Here is a 19,609-nt window from a genome sequence, read left to right as displayed (position 1 = left end):
AAACTGGGTCGTTTAAGGTCAAGCTGGAAACTGTCGGGTACAGGATGCTGAAGGCACGGAAGTAGAGCCCAACGCTGACTATGGAGCCTGATAATGACCGCCAAACAATATGACACCCTGAGTAATGAAGCGCTGCTGCGCCTGGCCGAACGTGCATTAAGTCGCTATGCGCCTTCGTTACAGGGAAAACTGAGCCTGCTGTGTCGTTCAGAAAATGCGACCTTTTTGCTACAGGCCGCTGGAAAACGCTATGCCCTGCGGCTGCACCGTGCCGACTATCATCAGCGGGCGGATATTGAAAGTGAACTGCACTGGCTCGATGCCCTGCGCCAGACCGGTATTGAAGTGCCGCAGGCGGTGAGCGATGTTGAAGGGCAGAGAGTGCAGACTCTGACGATGGCGGACGGCTCGGTGCGCCACGCTGTGCTGTTCAACTGGATAGAAGGTGAGATGCCGGGCACCGACGTTGATCCGCGCGCCTTCCAGCAGTTGGGGAATATCACCGCACGCCTGCATCAGCACAGCCGCAGCTGGCAGCGCCCGGCGGGCTTTCAGCGGATCGTCTGGGATCACCACACGATGGTCAGCCCGCAGAGCCACTGGGGAGACTGGCGCGATGCGCCGAATCTCCGTCCTGCCGATCACCGGATCGTCGATGAAGCCATTGCGCGGGTTGGCGAAGAGATGGCCGATTTTGGTAAAGATCCGCAGCGCTACGGTCTGATTCACGCCGATCTGCGTTTGACGAACCTGCTGCTGGACAATGGTCAGACGCGGGTGATCGATTTTGACGACTGCGGTTTCGGCTGGTATCTGCACGATCTGGCGGCAGCGATTAGCTTTGTTGAGCATCATCCCCGCGCCGGTGAATGGGTGGACAACTGGCTGCGCGGCTATGAGCAGGTGGCACACATCAGCGATGCCGATATGGAGAAAGTGCCGACGCTGCTGATCCAGCGCCGTATTCAGCTACTTGCCTGGGCGGGATCGCACGCGGAAACGGAAATGGCCCAGAGCCTGGGATCGCGCTGGGCGGATCATTCGGTTCGTCTTTGCCGCTTCTATCTGGAGAGCGACGGGCTGCCGATCGGCGCGTGATCCTGCACCGCCAGCGAGCAACACTGCGCGCTGGCGGTGCCTGGTACGCTGTCGAACGACGCTAACATGTTGATTTTCACTCAGGATGCAGTTGGTACGATATTTGCTGTTAATCAAGGTATCTACGGCGGCATAAGGTGATGATGATCATGCAAACTTTACTGAACAGACATCCCGATATCAGCCATGTTCTGCACAGCGGAAGTGTCAGCAATCGCGGTGTGCTGGCCGCGGCAGCCAGCGGATTAAGTGGTTTTATCAGTGAGCGTGGCGGTGACGTTGACCGCATCTTCGGCATCAGCGGTATTGATGCCGAACTGCTGGCCCAGCCGACATTGAGTCTGGGGTTGATTAACTACTGCCGGGTGATGGAAGAATCGGCACGCTATTCGGACTGTGATAACTTCGGTTTACACTACGGCAGGCAGTTTAAACCGCAGTCATTAGGGTTGATTGGCTATATCGGGCTGTGCAGCGCAACGCTGGAACAGGCCCTGCACAATGTCGTTCATGCTTTCCCGTGGCACCAGCGCGACACGCTGACCCGGCTGGTGGACAAAGGCGACAGCTGGCGGCTGGATTATCAGGTGCGCCACGGTGCGATTCTTTGCCGCCGTCAGGATGCTGAATTAACGCTGGGTATGTTCCTCAATCTTATTCGCCACGTAGCGGGCAAAAACTGGGCCCCGCGCGAGGTGCATTTTGAGCATCCGCGCCCTGAGCAGTGGCACGAGCACTGTAAGGTGTTTGATGCCCCGGTTTATTTCGATCAGCCGTTTAACTCGCTGGTGATTATGAAGCGGGATCTGGCACGCGCGATGCCGGACAGCGATCCGCTGTTGTTAGGGGTGATGCAGGATGCTATCAGGCGGCTTAATGCCAGCGCCAGCCAGCAGAATCTTATCGACCGGGCGCGTTCTCAGGTGAATATGGCTTTGCTACAGGGAGAGCCGACGCTGGAGGACGTGGCGGAAAATATGGGGATGTCGAGCTGGTCATTGCAGCGCCGTCTGCGTGAAGAGGGAGTGAGTTTTACCGCGCTGGTCGACAAGGTGCGCTGTGAGATGGCGACCCACTACTTGCAGCAGCGGCAGTTGCCGATTTCTGAGATGGCTTTGCTGCTGGGGTATTCTGAGGTGAGTGCATTTTCCCGCGCCTTCCGCCGCTGGTTTGGCGTGAGTCCGCGCCAGTGGCGGCAGGAGGAGCAGGCGAGTTAACGTTTGCATCGTGTGATCTGCTGAATTGTAGATTCTTTGAGAATGGATCTGGTGTTGTCTGGCATTTTAGCGCTCTGCGCTGACCGGCTGCAGCCCCGGGTTGGCGGTCCTCACGTCGCGCGCTGCGCGATACCTTCGCTCCGTTCGTCGGTCTGCCGGAGCGGCACGGACGGGACGTCCTTGTCCCGGCCGCACCTTGCGCCCGCGTCCTGCGGGCTTATCCTGACCTTCTCACTGCGCTCAGCGCTGCGGATTGCCATTCCGGGGCAGCAGCCGGTCTTCGCTTTGACAGGGCGTGGCCTTCAACGTGCTTTGTGAAAAATGAATCCGCACCTCGCGCCCGCGTCCTGCGGGCTTAACCTGACCTTCTCACTGCGCTCAGCGCTGCGGATTGCCATTCCAGGGCACCAGCCTGTCTTCGCGTTGATAAGGTAGTGGTCTTTAATTTTTTTTGTATCGGTTTTTGATGTTGATGAATAGAGTGATAAAAATTAGTAATTATTTAGTCTGTTGAAAAAATGGAGTTTCAGTGTCTTGGTTCTGATAGTTAGGGCAATAGTATTTTCTCTTATTGATGTCTTCAAGAAATAACTGTTACTTTTACTGAAAGGGTTTATTGTATTTCGAGTGCTGTTTAGTTAATGGTTTTTTTACATGTATAAGTTTAAGGAAAAACTTTATGCCAATTCCCGCTTATCTTTGGCTCAAAGATGATGGTGGTGCCGATATACACGGTACTGTCGATGTACAAGATCGAGAAGGTAGTATCGAAATTCTTGGTTTCTCGCACGGTGTAAATCTGCCGGTTGACGCTGCTACAGGTAAAATTACCGGGAAACGCCTTCATGCCCCGATCTCCTTCGAAAAATAATTCGATTCATCGAGTCCATACCTTTATAAAGCTGTGTCTAAGGGGCTGACACTAAAATCGGCTGAATTCAGATGGTATCGGATCAACCATGCCGGGCAGGAAGAAGAATATTTCAACATGCTGCTTGAAGGTGTCAAGGTGGTGTCTGTCAATCCTGGTATGCCCAATGCGAAAATGGCAGGGATGTCCGCAATAAATCACATGGAGTCAGTTTCATTCATGTACGAAAAAATCACCTGGAAATATTGCAACGGAAATATTTTGTTTTCTGATAGTTGGGAAGACCGTTCGTAGGAGCAACCGGGCTAAGCCCGGTCATTATCATTTATTGTTCAGTTTTTTTTCTATCTGACGAATCACAATCTTGTAGCACAATATAGTAAAAATTGTGCATCCGGTCAGTAATGCAATCCCAACAAAACCTTCTATGTCACTTTCTCCGAACAGGCTGGCTGTTTTTTTCCAAAAATCTATTTGGCTCTTAGTTGCAGGATCGGATGGTCGTGCCAAAAGAAATACCAGTAAAAAAATCGCTACACCAATAAATATTCTAAACCCCATCGGGACACGTCGAGCTTCCATTTAGAATAACCTCAATCGTTCCGTATGACATAAGACCGTTAATCAGTTTCACGCTTTGTGTCGAGAGTAATGCCTGACGAATTGCGAGAAAATCTGTTCTGTGTTGAAGCGTAATACATCCGAGGGAAATTCCAAGTGGCCCGGGCGGGTGCAGGCGAAAACTCCCCCTCTCAACACCATTGATCCATGTATGATCATCAATTTTTCCGTCATCGCGATATAGAGCAAACCACTCGTATTTAATTACCGGCCTTGAAGTCGGCCAGGAGTAAAAATCATGAAGATCGGTGCGAATTACGCCTTTCCAGCCACCCGTAGGCCTGTTGACTATATGGTAACGGCCACCGGGTATTGGTCCGTTATTTTGAACGCCGACACATCCGGACTGATTGCGATAGTGATCATTACCTGAATAAGCGAGAAATGTACCAACACCATAAAATATCAGAGGACTAAAGTCGGCACTATTAACAATAAACTTTCCTTGCAAAGCCATAAGGTGATGATCCCCTTTTCGTAAATTCCATAAACGATGGCACGACTTTATCACACGTTAATATTATTTTTTATGCGATGTTTTTTTATTCAGTAATATAGTTGTTATCAATTCACAATTTGATTGATGAATGGCCTCGGTGAAAACGAGCGAAATGAAAAAAGGGGAACGGCCTCTGCCGGGCCATCCGCAACGCGGCGCGAGGACCCGCCCGGCAGCACCGGCAGAGGCAGGGCACCGATCACCTGTGCTCCAGCGACTTAACCTGACGGCTAAATCACTCGGCAGAGGCCAGGCACCCAGTGATCAGCGACGCCAGCGCCAATCCATCAGAAACCCCAACGTTAACTCGCTACCACCACGACTACCAGCCATTACAGCACCTATCCACCGACGGCACTTATCCCGTTGGCGTCTCCAGCCGACTGTAGCCAAGGCCGTTAATCTTACGCACCCGAATCTGCACCGGAATGCGCTCCTTCATCGCTTCAACGTGGCTGATCACCCCGATGGTTTTACCGCTAGCGTTTAATGCATCCAGCGCATCCAGCGCGCTGTCCAGCGTCTCTGCATCCAGCGTACCGAAGCCCTCATCGAGGAACAGCGACTCGATTCGCGTCTTGTGGCTGACCAGATCGGAAAGCGCCAGCGCCAGCGCCAGGCTGACCAGGAAACTCTCGCCGCCGGACAGCGTGCGCGTGTCGCGGCGGGCATCCGCCTGCCAGGTGTCCACCACCTCCAGCTCCAGCACTTCCTGCGTTTTGCGCTGTAGCAGATAGCGGCCGTGCAGGCGGTTGAGCTGATTGTTTGCCAACCATACCAGATGATCGAGCGTCAGCCCCTGGGCAAACCGACGGAACTTATCACCATCACGTGAGCCGATCAGCTGATTCAGATACGCCCAGTCCTCCACCCGCTGCTCGTTCTCAGCGATCTGCGCCAGAAGCGACTGAAGCTGCTGGCGGCGCGAGGCATCATAGCTCAGCTGCTGGCGAAGCTGCCCCTGCAATCCGGCATTCTCACGCAGCTGGCGGTTCAGCTCCGCCACGCTGGCGGCCAGCGCTTCGCGCACGGCACTGCTATCCTGGCTGCCTTCCTTCTGCTGGTTGAGCTTCTCTTCGCACTCCTTCAGACGTGCCACAAGCACCAGCTGCTGTGCATCCAGCGACTGAAGCTGGCCGAGCTGGGTGTTCACCAGGTCCTGCTGTTGCTGCCAGAGCTGTTGATAGCGGCGGATGGCCGTCGCATGCTCGGTGGCCTGTTCGCGCAGCTGCTGCTGAACATGCGCGATAACGCGATCGCCAAACAGCTGCTGACGCTGCTGCTGGCAGTGAGCCTGGGCCTGCTGCTGCTCGGCGATGCGCTGGTTTTGTGCCTCCAGCTGTGCCTGCTGCTGTGCCAGCTCCTCGTCCAGCGCCTGCTGACGGCTGCTCAGGGTTGCCAGCTCCGGTATCAGCTGCGTCAGCGCGGTGGCGTTCTGCTGCCACTGCTGCCAGTGCTGTTCGCGCAGCTGCAGCCAGCCGTGATAGTCGCCGTTTTCCGGCAGCGTCAACTCCAGCGGCAGCAGGCTTTCGGCCAGTGCGCTGCGCTGTTGGGCAGCCTGCTGCTCTTCCTGTACCAGTTGTTGACGCTGTTCCTCCAGCTGGCGGCTGGCGGAATCATGCTGCTGCTGATGGAGCTGCGTTTGCTGCTGCAGCGTTTGCATCGCCTGCTGCTGCTGGTAGAGATGTTCTTTCTGCTGCTGGCAGTGGCGCTCAGCCTGCTCAAGCGCATTCAGCTGCTGCTGCTGTTTCTGCTCCTGCCGCTCCTGTTCTTGCAGCCAGGCCGTGACCTGCTCGCCGTCGTCAGGGGTGAAGGTCAGCCCCAGCGCCTGCACCGCATTTTGCCACCGCTTTTCCAGCTGGGCAGCCTGCTCGTTGGCCTCCTGACGATCCTGCTTCAGCCGTTCCTCCTGCCGCTGCCACTGCTTCAGCTGTTCGGCACAGGCGCTGCCGCGCTCTTTTAATTCCTGCTCCTGCCGTTCTAGTTCCGCCAGCCGCTGCTGCGTTTCCGACAGCTGCAGCGCCTGATATTCCGCGACGGCAGGATGATCGGCTGAACCGCACAGCGGGCAGGGGTGACCCGGCTCCAGTCGGGCGCGATGTTCTTCAAGGCTGGCAATACGCTGCTCAAGGTCGCGGCGCGCCTTAACATCCTGCAAATGCTGATTTTTCTCTTTCCAGCTGGTGCGTAGCGTAAGTAACTGCTCACTAGTCTGCGTTATTTCACGTGCCAGCTGCTGGTCATCCTGCTGCAAACGGCTGCGCCGGGTGGTTAACAACTGCCACTGTGGTTGTAGCGTAGCCAGCTGCTGACGCTGTGGGCGCTGGTGGGAAAACTGTTCCAGTTCGCCGCGCAGGGATTCGGCAGAATGCTGCTGTTGTAGTGGGGTCAGTACCTGCTCGGCCTTTTCCAGCGCCTGCTGCGCCCCGGTCAGCTGCTGCTGGAGCGGTACAGCCTGCTGAGCGAGCTGCTGACGGGTACGGTCAAGCTGGTGCAGTTCCTGCTGCTGGGCCTCAATACGCAGGCGCAGTGCGGAGAGTGACTGCTCACTTTTTTGCTGCTGGCTGAAACGTTCGCGCCACAGCGGCAGGGATTCGCCATACTGCGCGAAGCGGGGATGAGCATCCTGCCACTGCTGAAGTTTCTGCTGTGCCTCCAGTTTATCCTGCTGAATCTGCTGGTTTTTTATTCGCTCCTGCTGGCGTGCCTGATGCGACTGTTGGTGCTTACTTCGTTCCTGCTCCAGCTGTTTCAACAGATCGCCCAGGGAAGACAGCTGGTGATCGAGGGGAATGACCTGCTCGGCAATCAGCGTTTCCTGCACCAGCCTTTGCGCCTGATGCTGCTCTTCCGCCTGCTGCGCCTGCTGCCGCTGCTGTGCGGCACTGTCCAGCGCGTCCCGTGTTTGCCTGAGTTGCTCCGTCAGCCGCTGCTGTTGCTGGACAAGATGATTCTGATCCTGCCGGAGCTGCTCCAGCTGCTGCCATTCCTGTAGCTGCTGTTGCTGCTGATGCTGTTGCGAAGTGAGTACCTGCTCATCGGCCACCAGTTGCACCAGGCGGTCGCTGAATTCCTGCTGCTGCTCATCGCTGAGCAGATCCATTCCAGAGGCCTGGGTGCGCATGCCGTCGAGTTCGGTTTTTGCCAGCTTGTGGCGCTCAAAGACCTGCGCCGACAGACGACCGTAGATTTCAGTTCCGGTCAGCTCTTCCAGCAGTTCGGCACGTTTGTTGGCATCGGCGTTCAGGAAGGCGGCGAACTGCCCCTGCGACAGCATCATCGACTTAGTAAAGCGCTCAAAGTCCAGACCGGTAAGGCTGGCAATCATTTCCAGCTTATCTTTGACCTTGTCGGCGACGATCTGATTATCTTCACAGCGCGCCAGCTCCACGCGAGGAGCCTGAAGATTGCCGTCGGCGGCACCGCGTGCGCGGTTCTGGCTCCAGAAGGCGCGCCAGGCCACGCCTTTCACTTCAAATTCCACTTCCGCCAGGCATTCTGCCGTATCGCGGGTCATCAGGTCGTTCTGCGACTGGGTGATACTCTTCAGGCGCGGGGTTTCGTGATACAGCGCGAGGCAGATGGCGTCCAGCAGGGTGGTTTTCCCGGCTCCGGTTGGGCCGGTGATCGCAAACAGCCCGTTGCTGGCAAAAGGCTCGGCGCTGAAGTCGATTTTCCATTCGCCCTTCAGCGAGTTCAGATTCTTAAAGCGTAAGGTTAAAATTTTCACGGCTGTTCCTCATGGCGGACCGCTTCCAGCGTCTGCGCGAACAGGGCTTCTGCGCGAGCCAGCCGTTCCGGCTCACCCTCCTCCAGCGCCAGACGGCGGGCAAACACCTCTTCCACGCTAAGCTCGCTGAGGGTTTCATTATTCTGCCGGGCGATAACCCGCTCACGCTGCTCGCGGCTGCGGCGAAGCAGTACCACCTCTACCGGCAGCGTTTCGGTCAGCTGCTGGATGCGGCGCTGAAGTTCGCTGAGCCAGTCGTCGGTGACGATTTCGATATCCAGCCAGATTAATTTTCCCTGCGGGTCCGGCTCCAGTGCGGCCAGCTGCGCTTCAATCTCTTCCAGAGAGCCTTTGATCATCCGCATCGGCTGGAACAGCGGAATCGATAGCGGGGTGACCTGGCTTAGCGCGCCGTCGGCAAAATCCACCACAAAAACGCTTTTCTCTTTGCCCAGCTCATCAAAACTGAGTGGAATGGGTGAACCGCTGTAGCGAATGTGTTCGCTGTTGGCCACGCGCTGGGCGCGATGGATATGACCTAGCGCAATATAGTCGGCAGGCGGGAAGGCATCGGCCGGGAAAGCATCCAGCGTGCCGATGTAGATATCGCGCACCGCGTCGCTTTTGGTCACCCCCATGGTAGTCAGATGCCCGGTAGCGATGACCGGCAGCGTCAGATCGAGGGCGGCCCGCTGCACCTGTGCTTCCTGCCAGCAGCGTTGATAGTGGTCGGTAATCGCCTCCAGCAATGTTTGCTGTTTGTCGCGCCCCGACTGGCCGCTCTGGCTGCGCATAATGTCACGTGGGCGCAGGAAGGGAATGGCGCACAGCATCGCCCCCGGCTGGCCGTCACGGGTGTTGAGCACCAGCACCTGGTCGCGGATATCGTCACTGGCGGCGGCAATCACCCGGGTGTTCAGGCAGGCCAGCAGCTCGCGCGATTCATTCAGCGTCGCCACCGAATCGTGGTTGCCGCCCAGCACCACCAGCTGGCAGCCGGTCTGCTGTAAATTCACCACGAAGCGGTTATACAGCTCGCGGGCATAGCTTGGAGGCGATCCGGTATCAAAAATATCACCGGCGACTATAATCGCATCAGCCTGCTGCGCTTCCGCCTGCTCCAGCAGCCAGTCGAGAAAGGCCTGATGTTCAGCCGCCCGGCTTTTGGTATAGAAAAACTGCCCGAGATGCCAGTCGGCGGTATGAATGATGCGCATGTCACTCCCTGCATAGCCTGATGATGTTGCGAGGGATTATAAACGCTGTTGCTGTTCACGGGGCAAGTGATTGCCGGCGGTCAGGTTGAAATCATCCATGCTGCTTTTTCGCTATGCTCCCGATTTTGGGGGTGTTTTTTTCATAAAAGTGTCATAAAACTGACGCATAATGGCGCCGCATATCCCCCGTGACAGCCTGTCACATTAGCAGGAGCAATAATGGCTAAGCGTATTTTGGTAGTTGAAGATGAAGCCCCAATCCGCGAGATGTTGTGTTTCGTTCTTGAACAAAACGACTATCAACCCATTGAAGCTGAGGATTACGACAGCGCGGTTAGCCTGCTGATTGAACCCTGGCCGGATTTGATTCTGCTGGACTGGATGCTGCCCGGCGGCTCCGGCATTCAGTTTATTAAGCATCTGAAGCGTGAAGCAATGACTCGCGATATTCCGGTGATGATGCTAACGGCGCGCGGTGAAGAAGAAGACCGCGTGCGCGGCCTGGAAGTGGGGGCCGACGACTATATTACCAAGCCGTTTTCGCCGAAGGAGCTGATGGCGCGGATCAAGGCCGTAATGCGCCGTATTTCGCCGATGGCGGTGGAAGAGGTGATCGAGATGCAGGGGCTGAGCCTTGACCCGTCTTCTCACCGCGTAATGTCAGACACCCAGCCGCTGGAAATGGGGCCGACTGAATATAAGCTGCTGCACTTCTTTATGACTCACCCGGAGCGTGTTTACAGCCGTGAACAGTTGCTAAACCACGTCTGGGGGACTAACGTTTACGTCGAAGACCGTACCGTTGACGTGCATATTCGTCGCCTGCGTAAAGCGCTGGAGCTGACCGGGCATGACCGTATGGTACAAACCGTTCGTGGAACAGGTTACCGTTTCTCTGCACGCTACTGATCGTTCGCACTGGAGTCTGAACCGTGTTGGAACGCCTCTCCTGGAAGAGATTATTTCTGGAGCTGCTGCTCGCCAGCCTGCCCGCGCTTCTGCTCGGGCTGCTGATCGGGTATCTGCCCTGGCTGCTGTTAGTCTCAGTGCTCTGCGTGCTGGGTTTCCACTTCAATAACTTACTTCGCCTTTCCCACTGGCTGTGGGTTGACCGCAGTATGACCCCGCCAAGCGGACGGGGTAGCTGGGAGCCGCTTTTCTACGGGCTTTATCAGATGCAGGCGCGTAACCGCCGTCGCCGTCGTGAGCTGGGGCATCTGATTAAACGCTTTCGCAGCGGTGCGGAATCGCTGCCTGATGCGGTGATTCTCACCACCGAAGAAGGGACGATTTTCTGGTGTAACGGCCTGGCCCAGCAGATGCTGGCGCTGCGCTGGCCTGAGGATAACGGCCAGAATATCCTTAACCTGTTGCGCTATCCTGAATTTACCCGCTATCTACGCCAGCGTGATTTCAGCCGCCCGCTGACGCTGGTGCTGAACAATCACCGCCATATTGAGTTCCGCGTGATGCCCTACAGTGAAGGCCAGTGGCTGATGGTAGCCAGGGACGTCACGCAGATGCATCAACTGGAGGGGGCGCGTCGTAACTTCTTTGCCAACGTCAGCCATGAACTGCGCACGCCGCTCACCGTGCTGCAGGGTTATCTGGAAATGATGAATGATTCAGTGCTGGAGGGTGGGGTGCGTGACAAGGCGCTGCATACCATGCAGGAGCAGACCCGGCGGATGGACAGTCTGGTGAAACAGTTGCTGACACTGTCACGCATTGAGGCCGCACCGGCTCTGGATATGCAGGAAAAAGTGGATGTGCCCAGAATGCTGCGCATTTTGCAGCGTGAGGCAGAAACTCTCAGTAATGGCCGCCATGAGATTCACTTCCACACCGACCCGCATCTGCGCGTATACGGCAACGATGAGCAGCTGCACAGCGCTATCTCTAATCTGGTGTATAACGCGGTAAACCACACCCCGGAAGGAACGCGTATCGATATCAGCTGGCTGCGCAATAGCCACGGCGCGCAGTTTAAGGTGCGGGATAACGGTCCTGGCATTGCCGCCGAACATATTCCGCGCCTGACGGAGCGGTTCTATCGGGTGGACAAGGCACGTTCCCGTCAGACCGGCGGCAGCGGGCTGGGGCTGGCGATTGTTAAGCACGCGCTGAGCCACCATAATGCCCGGCTGGATATCACCAGCGAGCCGAATAAAGAAACCTGTTTCAGCTTCCAGTTGCCGCCAAGGTTGATTGTCAGCGCCGAACTGGTTGAGAATGCGGTTCGTTAATCTGACGGGTTTCTTGCTATGAAAAAGCTGATGGCGCTGGCGCTGCTGCTGTTTACTTCCGTTGCTCCGGCCCGCGAGGGCATGCTGGCGGGGAATTTGTCCAGCGTGGGTTCGGATACGTTGGGCAATTTGATGGCGCTGTGGGGCGAGAGTTTTAACCGTCAGTATCCGGGGATCAATGTGCAGATCCAGGCGGCAGGATCGTCTACCGCTCCTACCGCGCTGGCGGCCGGTGCCGCGCAGCTCGGAGCGATGAGCCGCCCGATGCAGGCCCCGGAACGCCAGCTGTTTGAGGATAGCTATGGTTATCCGCCGCTGGCAGTACCGGTGGCGATGGATGCGCTGGTGGTGGTGGTTAATCAGGACAACCCGCTGCCCGGGCTGAACGTGCAGCAGCTGGACGCTATCTTTTCGATTACCCGCCGCTGCGGGGCGCGGAAAGTGCCGGTGACCTGGGGCGATCTACAGCTGACGCAGCCGGGCTGGTCCGATCGTGGTCTTCAACGCTTTGGCCGCAACTCTGCCTCCGGCACCTGGGGGTTCTTCAAGCAGCAGGCGTTGTGTAACGGCGATTTCCGCAAAGATGTCGGCGAGTATCCCGGTTCGGCGGCGGTGGTGCAGGCGGTGGCCGGAACGCTGAACAGCATTGGCTACGCCAGCGCGGGCTTTCATATCAGCGGGGTGAAAACCGTGCCGGTGGCCCGCAGCGGCAGCGACTGGATCGCGCCAACCCCGGAAAATATCCGCAGCGGGCTCTATCCCTATGCCCGCCCGCTCTATATTTACGTTAATAAAGCCCCCGGAAAGCCGCTGGAGCCGCTAACGGCCGCGTTCCTGCGTCTGGCACTGTCACCGGACGGTCAGAAGCTGGTCAGCCAGGCCGGTTATCTGCCGCTTTCACAGCAGCAGCGCGAGCGCGCGCTGAGCCTGCTGGCACCGTAATCCTCTTTTTATCTGTCTTAATCGCGGTTGCTCCTCATTGGTAAGATGAATTTTTTTCAACTGCGATGAATTTTCCTCGTTTGCCGCTGCCTGTTTCTCATGACACTCTTAACACCAGACATATAGACATCCAGATGTCCAAAAATAACCAGTAGTAATTATTACTACCCTAAATTATGCGCCGGATGGCAGGCCAGGAGTAACCGACTATGACAACATCTACCCATTATCGCGCCGAAGTGGTTGGCAGCTTTCTGCGTCCTGCCGCGATCAAGCAGGCACGTAAACAGTTTGAAGCCGGTGAAATTGACGCCGCCGCGCTGCGCCGCATTGAAGATGCTGAAATTCGTAAGGTTGTTGATCTGCAGCGTGAAGCGGGCCTGCAGGTTGTGACCGACGGCGAATTCCGCCGCGCCTGGTGGCACTTTGATTTCTTTGACGGCCTGGACGGCGTGGAGCGCTATGAAGCCGAGCAGGGCATTCAGTTTAACGGCGTACAGACCAAAGCGCGCGGCGTGAAAGTGACCGGCAAGCTGGGCTTCAGCAACCACCCGATGCTGGAGGATTTTCGCTTCCTGCAAAGCATCAGCGGTGATGCCGTGGCGAAGATGACTATCCCAAGCCCGAGCGTGCTGCACTTCCGTGGCGGTCGTAAGGTGATTGATGCCACCGTCTATCCCGATCTGAAAGACTACTTCGACGATCTGGCCCAGACCTATAAAGATGCGATCAAAGCGTTCTACGATGCCGGATGCCGCTATCTGCAGCTGGATGATACCGTCTGGGCCTACCTGTGCTCTGACGACCAGAAGCGTGAAATTCGCGAGCGCGGCGACAACCCTGAAGAGCTGGCGCAGACCTATGCCCGCGTGCTGAACAAGGCGCTGGAAGGGAAGCCGGATGACCTGATTGTCGGGCTGCATGTGTGCCGTGGAAACTTCCGCTCAACCTGGATCTCGGAAGGTGGCTATGAGCCGGTGGCGGAGATCCTGTTCGGCGGCGTGAATATTGATAATTTCTTCCTGGAATACGATAACGAGCGCTCGGGCGGCTTTGAGCCGCTGCGCTTTATCAAGCCGGGCAACCAGCAGGTGGTACTGGGCCTGATCACCACCAAAACCGGCGAGCTGGAAGAGGCGGCCACGGTGGAGCAGCGGATCAAAGAGGCGGCGCAGTACGTCAGCCTCGACCAGATCTGTCTCAGCCCGCAGTGCGGCTTTGCCTCGACCGAAGAGGGCAACAGCCTGACGGAAGCGCAGCAGTGGGCCAAACTGCGTCTGGTTGTGGATATCGCCAACCGCGTCTGGTAAGGCGTTACCCCCTGTTATTTTGTGTATAAGGCGCGTTTTTACGCGCCTTTTGTGCATCAATTGCAGGTAAAATGCAGAAATTAACGCCGTGTCGAATAAAAAAGATACAAATCATGTAACGCGATATTCACGTTAACTAATGATATACGCTGCCTGTTGTTATTTTTACGCTATATACTACTGCTTTTTAGATCCCGTATTGCCTTTCTCCGCTATAAACGTTTTACTTACCTCCGTTTTTTCATCATCCCCCTGCATATAGAAAATAAACAGCTCTGATTCGCTGCCCGTTTGGCTCATACACGGTGGTTTCCACTGCATTAGCTTGATTTTGCAACGTTTACCGGGCGACACAGGGGATAAACCTGACATCACGATTCAATACCAGTACAGGCAGCACCGTTCCTTATGACGCATCGTTTAACTCCAAAAGATATTCTGGCGCTGGGCTTTATGACTTTTGCCCTGTTCGTAGGTGCCGGAAACATTATTTTCCCGCCGATGGTGGGTATCCAGTCCGGCGAATTCGTCTGGACCGCAGCAATCGGCTTCCTGATTACCGCCGTGGGCCTACCGGTGATCACCGTGATCGCACTGGCGCGCGTCGGTGGCGGCATTGATGCCCTCAGCTCGCCAATCGGTAAAGCGGCCGGCGTAGTGCTGGCAACGGTCTGTTACCTCGCCGTGGGCCCGCTGTTCGCCACCCCGCGTACCGCCACCGTTTCCTTCGAAGTGGGTATTGCCCCGCTGACCGGCGATGGTGCTCTGCCGCTGCTGGTGTACAGCCTGATCTACTTTGCGCTGGTGATCGGTATCTCTCTGTATCCGGGCAAACTGCTGGATACCGTCGGCCACGTGCTGGCACCGCTGAAAATCGTTGCGCTGACCATCCTGGGCGTCGCGGCTCTGCTGTGGCCCGCCGGCGGTCTTGCTCCGGCAACCCACGACTATCAGCGTGCGGCATTCTCCAGCGGCTTTGTTAACGGCTATCTGACCATGGATACGCTGGGCGCGCTGGTGTTCGGTATCGTAATCGTCAACGCTGCGCGCTCACGCGGTATCGACAGCGCGAAGCTGCTGACCCGCTATACGGTGATTGCCGGTTTGATCGCTGGTGTTGGCCTGACGCTGGTTTACCTCAGCCTGTTCAAACTGGGTTCAGACAGCGCCTCGATTGTCGATCAGCAGGCGAACGGTGCCGCTATTCTGCATGCCTATGTGCAGCACACCTTCGGCGGTATGGGCAGTTTCTTCCTGGCCGCGCTGATTTTTGTGGCCTGTATGGTCACCGCGGTTGGCCTGACCTGTGCGTGCGCGGAGTTCTTTGAAGGCCTGTTGCCTTTAACTTACCGCCAGCTGGTGTTTATCCTTGGCCTGTTCTCCATGGTGGTGTCTAACCTGGGCCTGAGCCATCTGATCCAGTTCTCTATTCCGGTGCTGACGGCGATTTATCCGCCGTGTATTGTGCTGGTTCTGTTGAGTTTCACCCTGAAGTGGTGGCACAAAAGTAGCCGAATCATCGCTTTACCGATGTTAGTGAGCCTGATTTTCGGTATTATTGACGCCATCAAAACCACGGAATTTAAGGCCTTGCTGCCTGGGTTTGCCCAAAATCTGCCGCTGGCGGATCAGGGACTGGCATGGTTGCCACCTTCACTGGTGATGCTGGTATTGGTAGCCGTATACGATCGCGTGTCAGGCCACCAGTCGGTTACTGCGCATCAGCAATAAGCGTTGTAAAACTTCCCCTTACCTCTGTTGGTAAGGGGTCGACAGGTGTATAGATGACAAGTTCGACACTTAAAAAGGGACTGAGCACCCGCCATATTCGTTTTATGGCCCTGGGTTCGGCAATCGGAACCGGGCTGTTCTACGGTTCGGCAGATGCTATCAAGATGGCCGGTCCCAGCGTTATTCTGGCCTATCTGATCGGCGGTGCGGTGGCGTATATCATTATGCGTGCACTGGGCGAAATGTCGGTCAACAATCCTCAGGCCAGCTCCTTCTCGCGCTATGCGCAGGACTACCTCGGCCCGCTGGCAGGTTTTATCACCGGCTGGACCTACTGCTTTGAAATCCTCATCGTAGCAATAGCCGACGTTACCGCGTTCGGTATCTATATGGGCTTCTGGTTCCCGGATGTGCCGCACTGGATCTGGGTGCTGAGCGTGGTGATGATTATCGGGGCTATTAACCTCGCCACGGTGAAAGTGTTTGGTGAGGTAGAGTTCTGGCTGTCGCTGTTCAAAGTGGCTACCATCATCATCATGATTGTCGCCGGTATTGGTATTATTGTCTGGGGCCTCGGCAACGGCGGCCAGCCAACCGGCATCAGTAATCTGTGGGCCAATGGCGGATTCTTCCCCAACGGCTGGATCGGCATGATGCTGTCGCTGCAGGTGGTGATGTTTGCCTATGGCGGGATTGAGATTATTGGTATCACCGCCGGTGAGGCGAAAGATCCACAGACCTCAATTCCACGGGCAATTAATGCGGTACCGCTGCGTATTCTGGTGTTCTACGTTGGTACGCTATTCGTCATTATGTCCATCTACCCGTGGAACCAGGTGGGAACCAACGGCAGTCCGTTCGTGCTGACTTTCCAGCATATGGGCATTGCGGCAGCGGCAGCCATCCTCAACTTTGTGGTGGTCACTGCGTCACTGTCGGCGATTAACAGCGACGTCTTCGGCGTCGGGCGTATGCTGCACGGTATGGCTGAGCAGGGACATGCACCTAAGGTCTTTGCAAACGTTTCCCGCCGGGGCGTGCCGTGGGTCACGGTGATGGCCATGATGGCCGCCATGCTGGTGGCGGTGTATCTGAACTATCTGATGCCGGAGAAAGTATTCCTGGTGATTGCTTCGCTGGCGACGTTCGCGACCGTTTGGGTGTGGATTATGATCCTGTTCTCCCAGATTGGCTTCCGCCGCACGCTGAGCGCCGAGCAGAAGAAGGAACTGGCATTTGCCTTGCCGGGCGGGCCATTTACCGCAACGGTGGGTATTCTCTTCCTGGTCTTTATTATTGGCCTGATCGGCTATTTCCCGGATACCCGCGTATCGCTGTACGTCGGTATTGCGTGGATTCTGCTGCTGTTGGTGAGCTGGCAGTGGGTGAAGCGACGCAAATAACCGTTAATGGGTTACATAGAGTCGTGTAGCTGTAAGTGAAGTTTAAAAAAAACCGCGATCCGTGAGGATGGCGGTTTTTTTGTATCAGGCAGAACAGCGGCGAACCAGATCAACCGGTACGGACTGCTCGAGTGAAGGGCGGGAAAAGTTCTCAATGCGCTTGAGCAGGGAGTCGACGGAAAACAGCGCTAAGCGATCGGTATCCTGGCGTACGGTCGTCAAGCTGTAGGCGGCATAACTCGCCTGCGGGATATCATCAAACCCGACCACTTTGACATCGGTGTTTTGTGCTGACTGGCGAAGGTAGTCCATCGCTCCCATCGCCAGCATATCGCTGGCACAGAAAATTCCCTCGAGATCGGGCTGTGCTCTTAAGACAGTTTCCGCTGTATCCCAACCGCACTGATAGCTGTCCCGATCGCAGAAATGGGCCACGGGCGGCGTTGCCGGTAGAGCGGCACGAAAGGCTCGCCAGCGCTCAGCGGTATTAAAGCTGTGCCGGTTCTCTCCAATAAAAGCCAGCTGTCGCAGATTTTGTTCAACAAACAGCTCTGCAACCTGGGTTGCGCCCTGAGTATTATCACTGCAAATGCGATCGATGCCAGGCAGACAGGCATAGCGGTTAACCAGCACGACCGGGATTTTCTTTGCCAGATACTCGCGGGCCAGAGCAAATGGGGGCGCACCCGAGGTCATGATCACTCCGGTGATATGGTAGCTAAGTAGCTTGTACAGTGCGGGTTCGAGCTGATGCGGCCCGTTTATATTCAACAGCAGTGGCATAAAACCGTGCAGCGTCAGATGATGAATCAACGAGACCAGCAGCCTGTTGTTAAAGGGACTGTCGAAACTGGTGGAAATCAGGCCAACGAAGTTGCTGCTGCCGGTTATCATCGTTCTGGCAATAATGTTGACCTGATAACCCAGTTCATTTGCCGAGGCCAGAACCCGCTGGCGGGTTTGTTCCGAGACGGAGGCCCCGGGTGTAAACGTACGTGATACCGCTGAACGTGAAACCCCTGCATGACGGGCAACATCGGCTGCCGTAATCCAGTTTTTATTATCTGACGCCATTGCAACTCCCTGTCTATTGTCGCAAGCATGAAATCTTAGCCCTGCCGCCGTAATCCGGTTACTGGCGGTTGGTGGTTGCGGGCGGGTCCAGATATAATGGATAAAAACCGTATTCTTCAGCCTGGCAAAAGGTGCCTTCAACAAGTTAGTAACAATAATTGCAGGGGCGGGAGGAAATTCAGGCAAAAAAAACTCGCCGAAGCGAGTTTTTTGCAGAGCTGAAATTACAGCTTAGCGGCGTTTTCAGACAGGTATTTCGCCACGCCTTCTGGCGAAGCGCCCATACCTTCTTTGCCTTTTTCCCACTGAGCCGGGCACACTTCACCGTGCTCTTCGTGGAACTGCAGCGCGTCAACCATACGCAGCATTTCATCAACGTTACGACCCAGTGGCAGATCGTTAACAACCTGGTGGCGAACCACACCGGCTTTGTCGATCAGGAAAGAGCCGCGCAGGGCAACGCCCGCGTCCGGATGCTCAATACCGTAGGCTTTCTGGATTTCACGTTTGATGTCGGCAACCATTGCGTACTGCACTTCGCCGATGCCGCCTTTATCAACCGGAGTTTTACGCCATGCGTTGTGGACGAACTCTGAGTCGAAGGAAACACCCACAACTTCAACGCCGCGCTTCTGGAATTCAGCATAACGCTTGTCGAAAGCGATCAGCTCAGAAGGGCAGACGAAAGTGAAGTCCATTGGCCAAAAGAACACAACGGTGGCTTTACCAGCGGTGTGTTTTTTAAAGTTGAAGTTCTCTACGATCTCACCGTTGCCCAGTACGGCTGCGGCGGTAAAATCAGGGGCTGGACGAGTTACCAGGACCATGTTCACTCCTGTAAAAGTAAGTTGGATGAAGGTGACAAGATGCGGGAAGTATAAGGTGTGCATCCTGCCGCGAGCCAGCGTAATACGCCGATTATTCAGATAGGTTACGCCTATCAAAAGAAAGGTTAATACTAAAACAGTATCATACAATAACCTTTTTATTGAAAAGGGCAACCGCTAAGTCAGTCTGGGGCTACTTCACAGAATTTGCCGGGCCGCCCGATCCATCATCTGCGGATACAACTGCCAAAAAAAGTCTTCAAGTTGTTGATAATTTTCTTCAAAATCGTAATAACTCTCGCTCAGTGCCGCCAGGCGAGGGCGGCGACTGGCCATTCCTCGTAGCACATTTTGTAAATAGGGCGCGGCGGCATAACGCTCCATCCAGCGGTCTCGCCATAAATAATGATTAAGAGTCTGAAAACCTTCCGGCGTACCCGGCAATTGTGGCTCGATCACACTTTTAACATGAGACAAAAAAGCTGGCAGGGAAATTTCCGGCACCAGTTTAGCCCAGTGATGTGACAGGAAATGATCCCAGATAACGTCCAGCGTAATGGGCGCAACGCGCTTCGTTTCCGGACGAAACAACTGCCGCGCAGCACGGACTTCCGGCAGTGAATCGGTCAGTGCATCGATACGTCGGTGCAGGGCAATTCCTTCGGCAATATCGGCAGAAAACTGCTGCTGCGGATTGCCGCGAATGTAGTCGGCCATCAAATTGCCCAGCAGCGAACTGTTGGCAAGCGTGGCAAGATGGAGGTGAGCGAGATAGTTCATGCGCCTACTATATCTTATTTTCACCCACGGCTTTGCAACGACG

General features: G+C 55.7%; 15 protein-coding genes and 1 pseudogene. 9 read left to right on the top strand and 7 right to left on the bottom strand.

All coding sequences use genetic code 11. The features are described 5' to 3' along the window. Positions 1–93 precede the first annotated feature (93 nt). The 3 genes and pseudogenes from OMR58_RS17000 to OMR58_RS16990 all read left to right on the top strand — a co-directional run bounded on the left by OMR58_RS17000 (position 94) and on the right by OMR58_RS16990 (position 3,480). Entirely contained in the window at positions 94–1,098 is a 1,005-nt protein-coding gene (locus OMR58_RS17000; protein WP_200560046.1) for a phosphotransferase enzyme family protein, read from the top strand. 149 nt (positions 1,099–1,247) lie between these two features. Next, on the top strand, positions 1,248–2,315 hold the full coding sequence (qhpR, locus tag OMR58_RS16995) for an AraC-like transcriptional regulator QhpR (RefSeq protein ID WP_234471767.1): 1,068 nt from the start codon (positions 1,248–1,250) through the stop codon (positions 2,313–2,315). 679 nt (positions 2,316–2,994) lie between these two features. Continuing rightward, positions 2,995–3,480, top strand: a pseudogene (locus OMR58_RS16990) (Hcp family type VI secretion system effector). Positions 3,481–3,507: 27 nt separating this feature from the next. Here OMR58_RS16990 and OMR58_RS16985 read toward each other — a convergent pair. The 4 genes from OMR58_RS16985 to sbcD form a co-directional block, all read right to left on the bottom strand. Further along, on the bottom strand, positions 3,508–3,768 hold the full coding sequence (locus OMR58_RS16985) for a hypothetical protein (protein WP_200560045.1): 261 nt from the start codon (positions 3,766–3,768) through the stop codon (positions 3,508–3,510). Beyond that, entirely contained in the window at positions 3,737–4,264 is a 528-nt protein-coding gene (locus OMR58_RS16980) for a DUF2778 domain-containing protein (protein ID WP_264546473.1), read from the bottom strand. The genes OMR58_RS16985 and OMR58_RS16980 overlap by 32 nt, the downstream gene beginning before the upstream one ends. Before the next feature lie 400 nt (positions 4,265–4,664). After that, on the bottom strand, positions 4,665–8,036 hold the full coding sequence (locus tag OMR58_RS16975) for an AAA family ATPase (RefSeq protein WP_264546472.1): 3,372 nt from the start codon (positions 8,034–8,036) through the stop codon (positions 4,665–4,667). Continuing rightward, entirely contained in the window at positions 8,033–9,253 is a 1,221-nt protein-coding gene (gene sbcD, locus OMR58_RS16970; RefSeq protein WP_264546471.1) for an exonuclease subunit SbcD, read from the bottom strand. The genes OMR58_RS16975 and sbcD overlap by 4 nt, the downstream gene beginning before the upstream one ends. 219 nt (positions 9,254–9,472) lie before the next feature. Here sbcD and phoB point away from each other — a divergent pair, with 219 nt between their 5' ends. From phoB to proY, 6 genes are all read left to right on the top strand, one after another. Further along, positions 9,473–10,162 (top strand): phosphate response regulator transcription factor PhoB, encoded by a 690-nt coding sequence (gene phoB, locus OMR58_RS16965; RefSeq protein WP_105590763.1) that lies wholly within the window; start codon positions 9,473–9,475, stop codon positions 10,160–10,162. Between the two features lie 23 nt (positions 10,163–10,185). Then, positions 10,186–11,499, top strand: coding sequence for a phosphate regulon sensor histidine kinase PhoR (phoR, locus tag OMR58_RS16960; protein ID WP_105590764.1), 1,314 nt, complete (start codon positions 10,186–10,188; stop codon positions 11,497–11,499). Between the two features lie 18 nt (positions 11,500–11,517). Further along, the gene (locus OMR58_RS16955; RefSeq protein ID WP_264546470.1) at positions 11,518–12,441 is read left to right on the top strand and encodes a PstS family phosphate ABC transporter substrate-binding protein; all 924 of its coding nucleotides are present in this window, start codon (positions 11,518–11,520) and stop codon (positions 12,439–12,441) included. Positions 12,442–12,650: 209 nt separating this feature from the next. Next, positions 12,651–13,751, top strand: coding sequence for a cobalamin-independent methionine synthase II family protein (locus OMR58_RS16950; RefSeq protein ID WP_264546469.1), 1,101 nt, complete (start codon positions 12,651–12,653; stop codon positions 13,749–13,751). 408 nt (positions 13,752–14,159) lie between these two features. Then, the gene (gene brnQ, locus OMR58_RS16945; RefSeq protein ID WP_200560039.1) at positions 14,160–15,482 is read left to right on the top strand and encodes a branched-chain amino acid transport system II carrier protein; all 1,323 of its coding nucleotides are present in this window, start codon (positions 14,160–14,162) and stop codon (positions 15,480–15,482) included. A 53-nt stretch (positions 15,483–15,535) separates the two neighbouring features. Further along, complete coding sequence (gene proY, locus OMR58_RS16940) at positions 15,536–16,885, top strand: proline-specific permease ProY (RefSeq protein ID WP_264546468.1); 1,350 nt, start codon at positions 15,536–15,538, stop codon at positions 16,883–16,885. Between the two features lie 84 nt (positions 16,886–16,969). Here the strand turns inward: proY and OMR58_RS16935 are convergent, their stop codons facing one another. The 3 genes from OMR58_RS16935 to OMR58_RS16925 all read right to left on the bottom strand — a co-directional run bounded on the left by OMR58_RS16935 (position 16,970) and on the right by OMR58_RS16925 (position 19,566). Beyond that, on the bottom strand, positions 16,970–17,959 hold the full coding sequence (locus tag OMR58_RS16935) for a LacI family DNA-binding transcriptional regulator (protein WP_264546467.1): 990 nt from the start codon (positions 17,957–17,959) through the stop codon (positions 16,970–16,972). A gap of 224 nt (positions 17,960–18,183) precedes the next feature. Further along, the gene (locus OMR58_RS16930) at positions 18,184–18,786 is read right to left on the bottom strand and encodes a peroxiredoxin C (RefSeq protein ID WP_056233921.1); all 603 of its coding nucleotides are present in this window, start codon (positions 18,784–18,786) and stop codon (positions 18,184–18,186) included. Positions 18,787–18,984: 198 nt separating this feature from the next. Continuing rightward, positions 18,985–19,566: an ACP phosphodiesterase gene (locus OMR58_RS16925; protein ID WP_200545518.1), complete on the bottom strand. Its 582-nt coding sequence runs from the start codon at positions 19,564–19,566 to the stop codon at positions 18,985–18,987. Positions 19,567–19,609 lie beyond the last annotated feature (43 nt).

Origin of the sequence: Erwinia sp. INIA01, assembly GCF_025947915.1 — a bacterium.
GTDB lineage: Bacteria > Pseudomonadota > Gammaproteobacteria > Enterobacterales > Enterobacteriaceae > Erwinia > Erwinia coffeiphila.
This window is presented reverse-complemented; position numbering and strand designations above follow the sequence as displayed.